Consider the following 15,512-nt stretch of genomic DNA (forward strand, 5'->3'; position numbering starts at 1 on the left):
TCTGATTTTCTTATATTCCACTTATCTACTGGGAATTCGACATTTTCCTCAACGCTTCGCTGCAATATGGTACTAAAGTTGTATATTCGATTTGAAGTTATAGCTGTAGAATAAATTTAATTTTCATAATTTTTTACATTTTATATTGAGGAGGAGAACCACAGACACATTGTAATACAAAAAATTCATTTGGGAGGATGAACTTATTTGAAACGTACCTTTAAACACTCTATTCAAAGATTTGGTATTGGAGCGGCAAGCTTCGGTCTGGCTGTGTCTGTTCTTTTTCCATCAGCTGCATTTGCGAACTCATCCCTTGAATCTTCAACCCTGGTTACTGATGTACAATCTCAAAGTGTGACCCCTCATAACTATGCTGGAGTACTCAAAGGTTCAGCACCAGTTTCAGTAATTGTGGAATTGACTAATAAACCAGTCAGTGTGTATGTAAATGAGGCAAAAACTTATTCTTTACGATCCTCAGTCTCCTCACAACGCAGTAAAATTATCTCAGAGCATAAAAGCTTTATTTCCTCAACACAGAAAATCGATGCCGATATCGGTTTTGAATACAGTGAGATTTTTAACGGGTATTCCATTACGCTGCCAGCCAATCAAGTAAACAAGCTGTTAGAGCTTCCAGGCGTTGCGGCTATCTATCCAAATGAAGAAGTACATGCACTAGCAGACAGTGTTGAAGTAGCGACATTACCTGTTACACGTTCCTATTCAGACAGCGGCAAGCTAATAGGCGCGGACAAACTACATGATTTAGGTTACACAGGCAAAGATATACAGGTAGCTGTTGTCGATACTGGTATTGATAAGAATCACCCTTTGTTAAAAGATAATTATAAGGGTGGCTATGATGTATATGATCAGGATGATGATCCGGCTGAAACAGCCCCTGATGCTAACTTCCCTCCAAGAGCAGGTACTCCTTACGAAACCTCGCATGGTACACACGTTGCCGGGACAATTTTAGATGTGGCACCTGAGGTAGAATTGTATGCGTATCGCGTACTTGGTCCCTATGGATCTGGTTCCACAGCAGATGTAATTGCGGGTATTGAGAAAGCAGTCGATGACGGAGCAGATGTTATTAACCTTTCTCTAGGCTCAAGTGTCAACCAAAGCTATTCCGCGAGTTCAATCGCGATAGACAATACCGTAAAATCGGGCGTGAACGTTATTATTGCCGCCGGTAACGCTGGACCGGATGCAGGAACACTGGGCGAACCCGCTGGTGCCCAACTCGCGCTTAGTGTTGGAGCTTCTACCACTCCGATAAATACCCCTTTCTTTGATATTGGCGATGTTAAAAAGATTCCCGGAACATTAGCCAGTTACTCCCCAGATTTAATCGATAATATTGCTGGCAGTAAGATCGTTTTCGCTGGTCTTGGGAGTCCTTCCGATTACAAAAATCTGGATGTCAAAGATAAGGTAGTGCTTGTTGATCGGGGCTCGCTGAGCTTCTCAGACAAATCTCTTAATGCCAAAGCTGCTGGTGCGAAGCTTTTGCTGATTGCCAATAATGAGCCTGGTGAAATCAGCCCCACCCTTGGTGCGTCTGGGGATTACATTCCTACCTACGGAATCAGTCAAGCCGATGGCAAAAAAATAAAAACTCAGATGGCTGCGGCTAAAGATATAATCAGTTACTATATAGCGCTTGAAGTAAATCAGTTAGCAAACTTCAGTTCTATGGGTCCAGGGATGCCCGATTATCTAATAAAACCTGATGTTGTAGCGCCCGGAGTCAATATCAACTCGACGATCCCTAGCTGGGATGGGAACTATGACCAAGCTTTTGGCTTGAAAAATGGCACTAGCATGGCAACCCCACATGTTGTAGGAGCTGTGGCTTTGTTACTGAGTAAAAACTCTGATCTGAAGCCAAATGAAATTAAAGCTCTGCTGATGAACAATGCTGATCCTATTTTTAACCGTGATGGGAATTCTTACTCCTTGTACCAACAAGGTGCAGGTTTAATTAATCTGGAGAAGTCGATAAACGCTAAATCCATTGCTAAAGTCGGTGAGATCCTTAACAGCGGTCTTCCCGGTACTGTTGAAATCCCTTATTACACAGGTTCCTTATCCTTCGGCTTACAGCCAAAGGGTGTTACTGTAACGAAAGCTGTCTATGTAGAGGACTTTAAAGGGAATGGAGAAACATACACCCTGTCCACCAAATGGCTGACAGAAGCTCCTACTGATATTAGTATTGATTTTGCACCAAACAGCGTTACCTCAGGGGCAGATCAATATGCACAATTTACACTCAATGTATCTAAAACAGCAAAAGAGGGCGCATATGAAGGCATCCTGTTACTTACCTCTGATACAGAAACCCTTCGTCTGCCATTTAACGTTGTTGTAGGTGACCAATTTAATGTAGCACCTATTAATCAGCTCTCTTTTGAAAGTCCACAAATTTCACCTAATGGTGATGGTCGCTCAGACGACACCACCTTTTCCTTTTCTGTCAATGAAGAGTTGGAAGGCATAAGTTTCGTTGCCTCTTCAAAAGATGCTCCTGCAACAGTTTTAGGTGAAGTTTATGCGATCGATGAGAAGATCTATCGTGGTGTATACGAAGTTCCAAATTGGGATGGAACATTAACAGACCTGGAGACCTCCGCCAAGTCTACTTTAGCAGATGGTCACTACTACATCATTCCTGTGCTTCCCAATGGGCAACTGCTCGAGAAACAAAAGACCGAGTTCACAATTGATACCGAGAAGCCGCAAGTTTCTGGCATCACCATTGAGGAGTATGAACGTGAAGCGCCAACCGATCCTGGCGTGGCACAAATTAGTGGTTTCATTGATGATGACCTAATGGCCTATTATATTTCTAATACAAACCCTATTGGAAACTGGTTTACCGTATATGCCGAAGGCAAACATTATGATGGGAATGCTTATAAATTTGGCGGTGTGATTGCAAATAACGGTGCCTTTACCATTGATGTTCCTGTTAACGAGGGGCTAAATGAGTACAAAGTCCATGTGGTCGATAAAGTTGGCAATGGTGCAGACGACGATGATTACGTTCAGCGGCTGCTTTATAGCACAGGGGACGGTACTTTCACAGTAACTCCGGCTCTTTCTGCATCCACCATTGAAGTAGGACAATCTGTGACCGTTAATTTAGATTATTCCGTGACAGATGAGGTTTATGGCGTCTATGGGGCTTCATTCGGTGTCATATACGATGATTCCCTTGAAACACCAGTAATCCAGCCAAGCGTACAGCTGGTTACGTATCAAGAGGAGCATTTCTCTAGTGTTCCACTTACAGAATATTCACAAACGTATGACCTTGGAGACGGCCAAAAACTGACACAATATAGTGTCAATCTGTCAGGAGGTGCTTATCACGGCTCTGGCTCACTAGCCCAAATAACCTTCGAACCAGCAACAGCAGGAGATTATTCCTTTGAGTTATATGATGTCCAGATTTGGAATGATGCCACAACATCAACTATCCCATCTGGTTTGAGAACAGTAAGTGTAACTGTAAACACACCTGAAAAACCTACACCAACGCCTACACCAACACCAACGCCGACACCAACGCCAGATCCAACAGAAACACCAACACCGACACCATCGCCTACATCGCCTCCATCTTCTGAGTCGTATGTACCTACAGCAGCCAGCACTCCCATTCCTGGACCTTCTTCGAAATCCGGGAAGCTAGTAGAGACAGCCGATCCAGCTGGTGGTAAAGCTTCAGCGGTGTTTAATATCTTAGATACTGCATTAACAAATTCGATTCAGAATGCAAAAGATAAGACTTCTGTACTTGATCTTAGCGATGTGAATTTCAATAAGTATAGCCAAGTTGTTATTACGCTTACCCCGGCGCAAGCTGAACAGTTGAAGAAATCGGAGAATGCACTCAGCCTTAACGGTAATGGGTTCAATGTTCTTATTCCAGCGGCAACCCTTCCGGATTTCATTAGCAGCAGTGGTTTGTTGCTTACGATAAGTCTGGCTGATGCTAGTGATGCAGCAGTGTTATCAGGAAGCTCAGCTGCGATCAATATTGGTTCTTCCATTCTTACCATCAAAAATGGTTGGACAACCGGAAAGCCGGTTACCCTTCAGCTTAATCTAAAAGACAGCAGTCTACGTGATGCTCGAAAAACTGCCGCCTATGCAGAAACAAAGGATCATAAATGGTCCTATCTGCAACCTGGATCTTTCTCTAAAGAAGGTATTCTACAGTTTACAGTTACTGGTGACGGCTCTTATAGCGTGGCATCCCGTAATGTAAGCTTCAAGGATATCGGCACACACTGGGCTAAAGGCGATATCGAAGTTCTTGCTGCTCATGGCATCATTGCCGGCAAAGGAACCGATGGCAGCTTCAAACCTGCTGACACCTTAAATCAAGCGGAACTGTTAACGCTCTTCGACCGTCTACTCGGAAAAGGTGACACATGGAATACTCGTATCAAACAAAGTGGTTCACGCGATGTGCTGACTCGCGAAGAAGCAGCCCTTATCATTGCTGAGGCCCTAGGCGCTGATCTTACAGTAGCTAAGACTCCTTTGAGCTTTAAGGATGCCGATAACATCGCTGCAGAAGCACGAAACGCCGTAGCCTATGCTGTAAGCAAAGGTTATCTCAAGGGCGTTGGTGCGGACAACTTCAATCCACAAGGCACTCTGACTCGTGCACAAGCAGCAACGATTCTGAGCCGTGTGTTTGAGGACCTACGTTCTTAAACAGTATCTAGTTGAACTCTCAAAGAAAGCCCCAGCAGCCATTTGGCTGCTGGGGCTTTCTCGTCTTAAGGTCACTTCTGCGGCGCATACGAGACAACTATCGGACACAGTTGCACTTAAACACTGAATTATGCGACATTTGCCATGCCAACGGACCCCATAGTCGCTATTGGCACGAAAGACACCAAATATGAGCGTGTTTCTGGGCAATAGCTGCACTGGAGTCCGAAACTTCGCCCAAAAGGAGAAAAATTTGCAAATAGCGTCAGCTGAGTCCGTATGCCTCCAGCCTCTTCTGGGTCCTATCCACTCAGATGATTATACTCAACGCTATCGGACACAGTTGCACTTAAATGCTGGATTATGCGACTTTTGCCATGCCAACGGACCTCATAGTCGCTATTAGCACGAAAAACACCAAATATGAGCACTTTTCTAGGCAATAGCTGCACTGGAGTCCGAAACTTCGCTCAAAAGGCGATAAATATGCAAATAGCGTCAGCTGGGTCCGTATGCCTCCAGCCTCTTCTGGGTCCTATCCACTCGGATGATTATTCTCAGCGCTATCGGACACAGTTGCACTTAAACGCTGGATTATGCGCTATTTGCCATGCCAACGGACCCCATAGTCGCTATTAGCACGAAAAACACCAAATATGAGCGCTTTTCTGGGCAATAGCTGCGCTGGAGTCCGAAACTTCGCTCAAAAGGCGATAAATTTGCAAATAGCGTCTTCTGGGTCCGCAAGCCTCCAGATTCTTCTGGGTCCTATCCACGCAGAAGATTATGCTCGGCACTATCGGACACAGTTGCACTTAAACGCTGAATTATGCGACATTTGCCATACCAACGGACCTCATAGTCGCTATTAGCACGAAAAACACCAAATACGAGCGCTTTTCTGGGCAATAGCTGCACTGGAGTCCGAAACTTCGCTCAAAAGGAGAAAAATGTACAAATAGCGTCAGCTGAGTCCGCAAGCCCACCTAGATAATTCAAAGCATATAGTGTGTTTAAAAAAGCTGGAGACCAGTCGGGGGTTTCAAGGTTACAGGGTTCGCGGTTCGCGGTTCGCGGTTCGCGGTTCGCGGTTGCCGGGGTTGCCGGACTTGTCGGGGTCACCGGGGTTACCGAATTTACCGGGGTTACCAGGTTTACCGAGGTTACGGGATTGGCCGAGTTAGCCAAACACGCAGAATTTCGCAGGTTCAAGCATCACAGCTCCTCCAAAGATTTGCATGAGGTTAGTTAACTGGCCCTGCCCTAATCTCATGCTAAACAAAAACGCAGAGCAGCGATCCCCCAATAACGGAAGGATCGCTGCTCTGCTGTCTTTTTCTATTCATTTACTGAATGAATGAGTTAGGATATCAGTCCCCGCGAAACGCACGTTTCACACGATCAAAGAAGGACTGCTCGTGCTCATGTGTGTTTTCTCCGTTCAGAGAAGCGAACTGGCGTAGCAATTCTTTTTGCTCTTCATTGAGCTTGCTAGGTGTCACAACAATTACTCGTACATGCTGATCACCTTGGCCAGATCCACGCAGACGTGGAACACCTTTACCTTTGAGGCGGAAGAAAGTGCCTGTTTGCGTTCCGGCAGGAATCTTCAGCTTCACTTTTTCGGTTAAGGTTGGAATTTCAATCTCATCACCAAGTGCTGCCTGTGCAAACGTAAGCGGAACCTCGCACATAATATCATCGTTCTCACGCACGAAGAAATCATGCGATTTAACACGGATAACAATATACAAGTCTCCAGCAGGACCGCCGCGTAAGCCACCTTCGCCTTCGCCAGTCATGCGCAGCTGTGCACCGTCATCAACACCGGCCGGGATGCGCACATGGATCTTGCGTTGCTTTTTAACCTTACCCTGTCCGGCGCAAGTCGTACATTTTTCCTTAATAATCTTACCTGTACCACTGCAATGTGAACAAGGACGACGATTACGCATCTGTCCAAGCGGTGTATTCTGTACGAATTCCTGTTGTCCACTACCATGACATACGGAACAAGTCTCTGGTTTAGTGCCCGGTTTAGCCCCGGAGCCGTAGCAGGTATCGCAAGTTTCTGTACGTGGAATAGTAATATCGGTTTCTTTGCCGAATACCGCTTCCTTGAATTCAATGGTCATGGTATACTGCAAATCCCCACCGCGCTGCGGTGCGTTAGGATCACGGCGTCCGCCGCCTCCAAAGAACATATCAAAGATATCGCCAAGCCCTCCGAAGTCGCCACCACCGCCGCCTCCGAAGCCGCCCATACCTTGGTTAGGGTCAATATGGCCATATTGGTCATATCTAGCTCGCTGTTGTCCATCACTAAGAACATCATAAGCTTCTTTTACTTCCTTAAACTTAGCTTCAGCGTCATCTGCTTTATTCACGTCTGGGTGATATTGGCGCGCCAATTTCCGGTACGCTTTTTTCACCTCATCGTCTGAAGCATCTCTACTAAGGCCAAGCACTTCATAATAATCGCGTTTATCTGCCACTGCTTTCACCTCCGTGCATACATACTCAAATTCCTTATTACCTGTCAAACAAACCATTATACGATAAAACCTCAGGATCTGACCATCCAGATTCAGCGATGTTTATTCTTACAATATCAGAAGGCGCATTCGCAAAGAGTGTGCAATCTGATATTACAAAAGGAAAGTCAAAACACGGGATGACCCGGTTTTGACCTTCCCTTCTTAACTATATAAGAATTTATCAGTTTCCTATTACACTTATCGTATAAGGTTACCCTTGATTCTTATCTTCGTCAACAACCTCATAGTCAGCGTCAACTACATTATCTTTTTTAGGAGCGCCTTCAGCGGCTCCAGCGCCACCTTCAGCACCTTGCTCAGCTTGAGCAGCTTGTTCGTACAGCTTCATGGACAACTGTTGTACAATCTCAGTCAATGCTTCTGTAGCTGCATTGATTTCTTCAAGATTGTCAGTTTCAAGTGCTGCTTTAACTTTATCTTTAGCTTCATTTGCTTTTTCAACATCAGAAGCATCAGCTTTATCGCCAAGGTCTTTAATTACTTTTTCAGTAGAATACACGAGTTGGTCAGCACCGTTCTTCGCTTCCACCAGTTCTTTACGCTTACGGTCTTCCTCAGCGTGAAGCTCGGCATCCTTCATCATTTGTTCTACTTCTGCGTCGCTCAGGCCGCTGGAAGAAGTGATAGTGATTTTTTGGCTCTTGTTCGTGCCTTTATCTGTTGCAGATACATTTACGATACCGTTGGCATCAATATCGAAAGAAACTTCGATTTGTGGCACGCCACGTGGTGCTGGTGGAATCTCGTTCAGCATGAAGCGTCCCAGTGTCTTGTTGCCATTTGCCATTTGACGCTCACCTTGCAGCACGTGAATCTCTACGCTAGGTTGGTTGTCAGCAAAGGTTGAGAATACTTGGGATTTGCTTGTAGGAATCGTAGTATTACGCTCGATCATCTTCGTGAACACGCCACCTGCAGTTTCAATACCCAGGGAAAGCGGAGTTACGTCAAGCAATACAACGTCTTTAACATCACCAGTCAATACACCCGCTTGAACAGCAGCACCAAGAGCTACTACTTCATCCGGATTCACACCTTTGTGTGGTTCTTTGCCAGTAAGCTTTTTGATAGCATCTTGTACAGCTGGGATACGTGTAGAACCACCAACCAGAACGATTCTAGTAAGGTCTGCAGGGGTCATGCCAGCATCAGACAATGCTTGACGAGTTGGTCCCAAAGTACGTTCTACCAGACCAGCAGTCAGTTCATCAAATTTCGCACGAGTCAAGTTGATCTCTAAGTGCTGAGGTACGCCGTCAACCACAGTGATGAACGGAAGCGATACAGTTGTTGTCAGTACGCCTGACAATTCTTTTTTCGCTTTTTCAGCTGCATCTTTCAAACGTTGTACAGCAGATTTATCTTTGCTCAGATCAATGCCTTGCTCTTTTTTGAATTCGGATACCAGGTAATCCATAACCACTTGGTCAAAGTCGTCGCCACCCAGCTTGTTGTCGCCGCTTGTAGCTTTTACTTCGAAGAAGCCATCACCAAGTTCAAGGATGGATACGTCAAAAGTACCGCCACCAAGGTCATAGACTAGAATGGTTTGATCTTCGGATTTCTCCAGACCATATGCCAAAGCTGCTGCTGTTGGCTCGTTCACAATACGCAGAACTTCCAAACCTGCAATTTTACCTGCATCTTTGGTAGCTTGACGTTGGCTGTCATTAAAATAAGCAGGAACAGTGATAACTGCTTGAGTAACAGTTTGGCCAAGATAAGCCTCTGCATCGGATTTCAGCTTTTGCAGAATCATTGCCGAAATTTCTTGTGGGGAGTAGTCTTTACCATCAATGCTTTCTTTGTGGTTAGTACCCATGTGACGTTTAACAGAGCTGATCGTACGATCAGGGTTAGTAATTGCTTGGCGTTTAGCCGTTTCACCGACGATACGCTCGCCGTCTTTCTTAAAGCCTACAACCGAAGGGGTTGTACGCGCGCCTTCTGGGTTTGGAATTACTACGGCTTCGCCGCCTTCCATAACGGCAACGCAAGAGTTCGTGGTTCCTAAGTCAATACCGATAACTTTACTCACAATAATTTGCCTCCTCTAAAGTTATATGGAGCCTAAGCTCAATAAATTTATAAAAATATCAAAAAAATTCGATTGATAATAAACTATCCGGGCAACAGCCTGCAATTGGATAAATAGTAGGCAAAAGCACTGCTGCTTTATGGCGAGCAGAAACTGCCCGTCCTATATAGACAGACTACATGCTGACTTTGACCATGGCCGGACGAAGAACTCTATCTTTCAGAAGATATCCCTTTTGAACCTCTTCTGTAACGATACCCTCTTCGTACTCCTCGCTCTCAACCTGCATAATAGCCTGATGGTATTCAGGATTAAAAGGCTGTCCTACTGTTTCCATAGCTGTAAGCCCCTCAGCCTTCAATACCCCATCCAGCTGACGGAAAATCATATTAACGCCCTTCGCGAAAGCTTCGGATTCAGGATTAGCTGGAGTAGTGACTAACGCACGCTCGAAATTGTCCAGCACGGAAAGCAATTCCGTCAGGAGCTTGGAGGTAGCATATTGAGCCAACTCTTCTTTTTCCTTCTGGGTACGACGACGGAAGTTATCAAAATCAGCTTGTGCACGCAGTGCACGACCTTGATATTCATCAGCAAGATCCTGTAGGCGTTTCACCTCAGCACCTGTATCTGAAGCACCTTCACTAACGTTTTCAGCTGTAAATGAGTCGGCATCTGAGACTACTTCAGCCACAGGCTCCTCATTGATCAATTCCTCTTTGAATTCATTAGAATCTTGAACTTGTTCCTTTTTCAAGTTGTCTTCACCTCCTTAAAATCATTCACGAAATCATGTTGACTCTGTTCACTTATACCAGTGCGCCAGCATCGCTGTCAAATCTCGGGATAAAATGCCCAAGATCCCCATCACTCTTGCATATTCCATACGGGTCGGCCCAAGGATCCCAATGCTTCCTAGTGCCTGCCCATCAAGTGAATAAGTGGCGGTGATCAGACTACAGTTAGCGAACGCTTCGTGATTGTTTTCTGTTCCTATTCGTACTTGAATACCTGTGCCACCCACTGTAGGGGCCAGCATTTTGAGCAGTGTCGGTGTCTCTTCCAGCAGATCAAGAATACTCTTCACCTTGTCTACGTCTTTGAACTCAGGCTGTGTCAGCATATTCGTTGCTCCGCTGAGATAGATGCGCTGCTCTTGATCGCTTTCCAGCGCGGTGTCCAGCACCTGCATTAATTCTTCATAATGTGAGATGTGACGCTGCATTTCTTCGCCAAGCTCGGAATAGAGCCGAGTCTTCAGCTTATAGAGTGGTACATTGACCAGTTTACTATTCAGTAGGTTAACCACTTTCTCCATCTCGGAAACAGAAATCTCCGGCGGAATGTTCACCGTACGATTCTCAACTTGCCCCGTACTTGTGACGATAATGGCCACAGCGGTTGTATCATCTAGTGGTAACAACTGAAAATGACGCAATGAAGTATGAAAAACCTCCGGTCCCAGCAGGATGGAAGTATAATTCGTCATATTGGAAAGAATCATCGCCGCATGTTGGATTACCTGCTCCATTGCATTTAGCTTCTCGGCAAAAAAAGCGCGGATCGTGCCCATTTCTGCCGTTTCGGCGGAATTCCACGGTACCAAATGATCCACATAATATCGGTATCCTTTATGGGAAGGAATTCTTCCCGCCGATGTATGAGGCTGCTCGAGATAACCTAAATCCTCTAGGTCAGCCATTTCATTTCGAATCGTAGCCGGACTGTATCCTACATCTCCCCGTTTAGAAATGCTACGAGATCCTACTGGCTCTGCCGATGAAATATAATCATCCACAATTGCATTTAGTATCATTCTCTGGCGATCAGTTAACATGTTATTCCCTCCTATCGGCTGTGGCTCCGATTCGTTAGCACTCGACTCAGATGAGTGCTAACCACTAATACAAAAATACCAAACTGACATTGACATTGTCAAGTCAGTTCAGTATCTTAAGCACTGCTATTTCATCGCAGGCATGCTGCTTTTTACAATTCACGCAATCTGTCCATACTTTTTCAGGGAAAATCTCTTTCTGGACGACTTCAAATCCATTTCTAAGAAAAAAATCAACAGCATAGGTTAGTGCCATTACCTTTGGGATTTTCTGGTTCCTAGCTTCCTCGACCAGCTTCGCCAATATCATGGAGCCTACGCCTTTACCCTTGCCTTCATCATTCAATCCAATTGAACGAATCTCTACGAGATCATTCCCGAGCTTGAAAAGTGAACCACAGCCTACGAATCTGCCTTCGATTTCGGCAACTACGAATTGATCGATCTGGCGTGTCAGCGCCTGCCGGGAACGGGGCAACATGATGCCGCGCTGGGCATACTCTTCTATCATTAGATACAATGGCTCAACGTCTTCTACCACAGCATTTCTACAAATTACCTGTGCGTCTCCCGCTGGAGACGAATGGCGAATCATTTCCGTCTTGGCAAGCACTTTGGTTCACCCCTCTGTTGATAATATGAATAAATATACAACAGAGTGAATTACAATTCAAGGGGTATTTTAAAATTAAACTTCTGTCAGGGCGCCTACAAATTCAGCAAAAACATCGTTCCCAAACAAGATTCCTTGCTTGCTGAGTCGGTAAACCCCTGCTTCTTGTTCCAACAGCCCTGCATGCAGCATTTTATGCAAGGATTTCTCGAATACTTCCTCTATTGAACGCCCGAATTGCGCCTGAAAAGCTTCATTAGAGACGCCCTCATGCATACGCAAGCCGACCATCATAAAGTCTTCCATCGCTTCTGCTTCTGAGATTGGGTATGCATCCAGTCGTGGCAGCCCTTTACGTGTGGCTTCTACATATGGATTTACGCCCTTAACATTAATATGCCGCTGACGTCCCACATATCCATGCGCTCCTGCTCCTAGACCATAATAATCTTCATTACGCCAGTAGGTGATATTATGGCGGCTCTCCATTCCTGGTTTCGCGAAGTTACTGATCTCGTATTGATTGTAACCCGCTTCCTTCATAGAGGACATCAACAGGAGGTACATTTGCAATTCATCCTCTTCATTAGGAAGAGGAAGCTTGTTCTTATTAAACAGCGTGTGAAAAAGAGTATTCTCCTCCACCTTCAAGCTGTAAATAGAATAGTGGGGTAGATCCAGCTCCAACGCCTTGCGGATACTTTCGCCCAACATCTCAACAGTTTGATTAGGCAGCCCAAACATCAGGTCAACCGAAAGATTATTTAGTCCAACTGCACGTGCATTCTCTAGGCTCCGGTATACATCATCTACATTATGAATCCGGCCGATGCCTGTGAGCAGCTCGTTCTGAAATGCTTGAACACCAAAGCTCACCCGGTTCACGCCGCCTTCTTTCATAACCGTCAGCTTGTCCAGATCCGTTGTTCCAGGGTTAGCTTCCATAGAAAACTCAATATCTTTATCCCAGTTGGGGAAATGCGTGCGAACAGACTTTAAGAAATAAGCCATTTCATCAGGTTTTAAAACAGTGGGTGTGCCTCCGCCGACGAAGATCGTTTTGATAACACCCGGAGGGGTGTTCTTGACGGTCTGCTCCATCTCTCGATCCAAAGCTTCGAGATAATCCATAACTGGCTGATCCTTGAGTACATAGGAATTGAAATCACAATAAAAGCACTTATTGGTACAAAAAGGGATATGAATGTATACAGCCTCAGGGGGACGGCCATTAGTCTTCGTTGTCATTAGCTGTCTCCTTTATATAAAAATATCGTTTGAATAGTGTAATCTAAAAAACAAGAAAAGGGAAGCCTGACGGCTTCCCTCCGAGGGCGTTCATTTATAAATGAACTCTATTTTATAATATAAGAAAGTATAAGTTTTACGTTATCCTATATATTTTGTATTTCCGCAGAAACGGATACCGTCCCTATAAGGACGGCAAAGCCGTTGCTTCTTGATAAATCCGCATTTCCACAAGTTCGGCATGTACTCCACCGTTAGTTTCATGAATAACGATCCGGACAGCATCTGTAAGGACAGGCTTCTCTAATCGATGAACATTCTTCCGGCGATGGTTATCTTTGACACGGAGCATGACTTGCCACGCGCCATCAATGAGCAGCTCTACATCATAGTTCTTTACCAGTTCAGGAATCACTAGAAATGGCGTTTCATGGTGATGTAAGTTGATGAGATCTTCATTGACATCATCATTAAAGGTGAAATGGATTTCGGAGACTGGAGCAGCATCCGGGAGACGCGCCTCTACCCACTCCGATCTACCCGCGGTCATCGGCTCAGAAACCCAGCTATGTGGTCCCGCGAAAGGTCGAACATACCCATCAATGACTTTAGATGCAGCATATGCCGATGTTTCTACTGCAAAGCAGAAATGCCTGCGTACAAGTTGTTTCATGCTCCACTCTATCACCGGCTGATCTGGCTGATGATCCTCCAGCGCTGAATCAACAACGGATTTAGCACCTCGCTCAAATGTAATGACACCAGTGATTGGGGTTTCTGAAATATGCAATTGAAGGTGTTCATTAGCTCGAATAATAGCGAAGATATTACATTCACCGATAAGACTACATTTCTCCTCTTGTATCGGTACTTCAATCCATTGCTGCTCTCCAGCCTGTACTGTTATAACATCAACCTGTTTGCACTCCGCCGGCACGTAATTTTCCGCGCGTCCAGTCGTCCATATCTCCACGGTCAGCTGCGTCTGAATACTTGCTGACACAAGCAGCCTTAACCCACGGATACTTCCTTCAACCGGAAACAAAATCCCTACATCATGAGAAAGCTCATAAGCTTCGGCTGGACGATCCAGCAGGATACCATTCAACGTGCTGGATGCATGAATCTCGCTTTTTCTGGCGAGGTCCAGTGGATCTTCGTTACGTAATCCAATAATCGAAGCATCTTGCTTTAACATCACCTGTTGCAATTCATGCATATGCTGCTCGCGAATTTCACGTGGGGTCACACCTTTGATGACGGATAAAGCTGCACCTGCTCCAGCTGCTTCACCCATGATCGCACAGGTTGCCATAACGCGTGTTGTTCCAAAAGCCACATGAGATGCACTGATATTACGACCCGCGAAGAATAGATTCCGCACATTCTTCGAATATAGCGAACCAAATGGAATATGGTAGATCCCGTCCGCATGCAGATGCTTGGAGCCACTCTCTTGTGCGTACATCCCCTGTGGGGGATGTAGATCAATTGACCAGCCACCAAATCCAATACGGTCTGCAAATTCACGCTGCGCGAGAATATCATTTTGCGTTAGAATCGTATCGCCAATAAATCGTCTGTATTCACGTTTACCCGGAATCGAGCCAACCCACTCAAGCGTCATATTCTCGGCATCAAAATGGCCTGAGTTTTTGATATAATCCCAAATCCCATAAATAACAGAGGATAGTTCATCACGTATACGTTCATTCTCATCCACCGTATCAAGCTCGCCGCCCCACTCAATCCACCAGTAGTGACAGCCTGAATCCCCACTCCGAATGACCCGGCGGATCGGGATAGACGTTGTTGTAATATCCTTCGCGAATGAGGGTGCAACATAACGTACCGGTTTTCCAGTATCCTGTGTATAGAATAATAATGTACTGCCTAATGTAATATTATCAGGCACTTCTGGTGCCCATTCCTCATTAAATTCATGACGGGCTTCACGTCCTAATCGGAAATCCGCTCCTGCTAGGAAGCCCACTAAACCATCACCCGTACAATCGATGAAAGCATCGCTCTCGAACGTGATTAAACGCTCAGATCCCATCATCCAGCCGGTCACACTCTGAATCGTACGCTCCTCTGCCTCACCTTCCGCTTCCACTTCGCGTACATCGGTATTTAGGAACAAGCTGATATTCGATTCTGCCTTCACCGCTTCGAGCAAGGTTAGATCCCATAGATATGGATTCCCTTCCGGGTTCCGGTATTGATTCTCGATGAACAGCTCACCCATAATGCCTGTCTCACGTGCATAGCGATTTACACCATGTCCTGTTGCACCACATACCCATACCCGAACCTCTGAACTCGAGTTACCACCAAGTACAGGACGATTCTGTACCAGTGCTACCTTTAACCCAAGACGTGCTGCAGCAATCGCCGCGTTCATCCCTGCAAGTCCACCCCCGACCACTGTCACATCGGATTTAACCGTTTCTGTTCTCATGTCAGTATCCC

General features: G+C 45.5%; 8 protein-coding genes. 1 reads left to right on the top strand and 7 read right to left on the bottom strand.

What is annotated here, in order from left to right; genetic code table 11:
* Positions 1 to 207: 207 nt before the first annotated feature.
* On the top strand, positions 208 to 4,746 hold the full coding sequence (locus tag NST25_RS23920) for a S8 family serine peptidase (RefSeq protein ID WP_340392633.1): 4,539 nt from the start codon (positions 208 to 210) through the stop codon (positions 4,744 to 4,746).
* Between the two features lie 1,370 nt (positions 4,747 to 6,116).
* On the opposite strand, the gene dnaJ is transcribed toward NST25_RS23920, so the two are convergent.
* From dnaJ to NST25_RS23955, 7 genes are all read right to left on the bottom strand, one after another.
* A complete protein-coding gene (dnaJ, locus tag NST25_RS23925; protein ID WP_036677487.1) occupies positions 6,117 to 7,241 on the bottom strand; it encodes a molecular chaperone DnaJ in 1,125 nt (374 codons plus the stop codon).
* A gap of 253 nt (positions 7,242 to 7,494) precedes the next feature.
* Positions 7,495 to 9,342, bottom strand: coding sequence for a molecular chaperone DnaK (dnaK, locus tag NST25_RS23930; protein ID WP_036677488.1), 1,848 nt, complete (start codon positions 9,340 to 9,342; stop codon positions 7,495 to 7,497).
* A gap of 175 nt (positions 9,343 to 9,517) precedes the next feature.
* On the bottom strand, positions 9,518 to 10,099 hold the full coding sequence (gene grpE, locus NST25_RS23935; protein ID WP_036677491.1) for a nucleotide exchange factor GrpE: 582 nt from the start codon (positions 10,097 to 10,099) through the stop codon (positions 9,518 to 9,520).
* A gap of 48 nt (positions 10,100 to 10,147) precedes the next feature.
* Entirely contained in the window at positions 10,148 to 11,179 is a 1,032-nt protein-coding gene (hrcA, locus tag NST25_RS23940; RefSeq protein WP_036677493.1) for a heat-inducible transcriptional repressor HrcA, read from the bottom strand.
* Between the two features lie 103 nt (positions 11,180 to 11,282).
* Entirely contained in the window at positions 11,283 to 11,774 is a 492-nt protein-coding gene (locus NST25_RS23945; RefSeq protein ID WP_051490987.1) for an N-acetyltransferase, read from the bottom strand.
* A gap of 93 nt (positions 11,775 to 11,867) precedes the next feature.
* Entirely contained in the window at positions 11,868 to 13,040 is a 1,173-nt protein-coding gene (hemW, locus tag NST25_RS23950; RefSeq protein WP_076105910.1) for a radical SAM family heme chaperone HemW, read from the bottom strand.
* Positions 13,041 to 13,224: 184 nt separating this feature from the next.
* Complete coding sequence (locus tag NST25_RS23955; RefSeq protein ID WP_340392636.1) at positions 13,225 to 15,501, bottom strand: FAD-dependent oxidoreductase; 2,277 nt, start codon at positions 15,499 to 15,501, stop codon at positions 13,225 to 13,227.
* Between the last annotated feature and the right edge of the window lie 11 nt (positions 15,502 to 15,512).

The sequence above is a fragment of the Paenibacillus sp. FSL E2-0190 genome (assembly GCF_037992965.1).
In the GTDB taxonomy this organism is placed as follows: Bacteria; Bacillota; Bacilli; order Paenibacillales; family Paenibacillaceae; genus Paenibacillus_AQ; species Paenibacillus_AQ odorifer.

Excerpts from the sequence above, each read along its gene's own strand:
- NST25_RS23955 (WP_340392636.1), bottom strand. The coding sequence starts at position 15,501 with ATGAGAACAGAAACGGTTAAATCCGATGTGACAGTGGTCGGGGGTGGA.
- hemW (WP_076105910.1), bottom strand. The coding sequence starts at position 13,040 with ATGACAACGAAGACTAATGGCCGTCCCCCTGAGGCTGTATACATTCAT.
- hrcA (WP_036677493.1), bottom strand. The coding sequence starts at position 11,179 with ATGTTAACTGATCGCCAGAGAATGATACTAAATGCAATTGTGGATGAT.
- NST25_RS23945 (WP_051490987.1), bottom strand. The coding sequence starts at position 11,774 with ATGATTCGCCATTCGTCTCCAGCGGGAGACGCACAGGTAATTTGTAGA.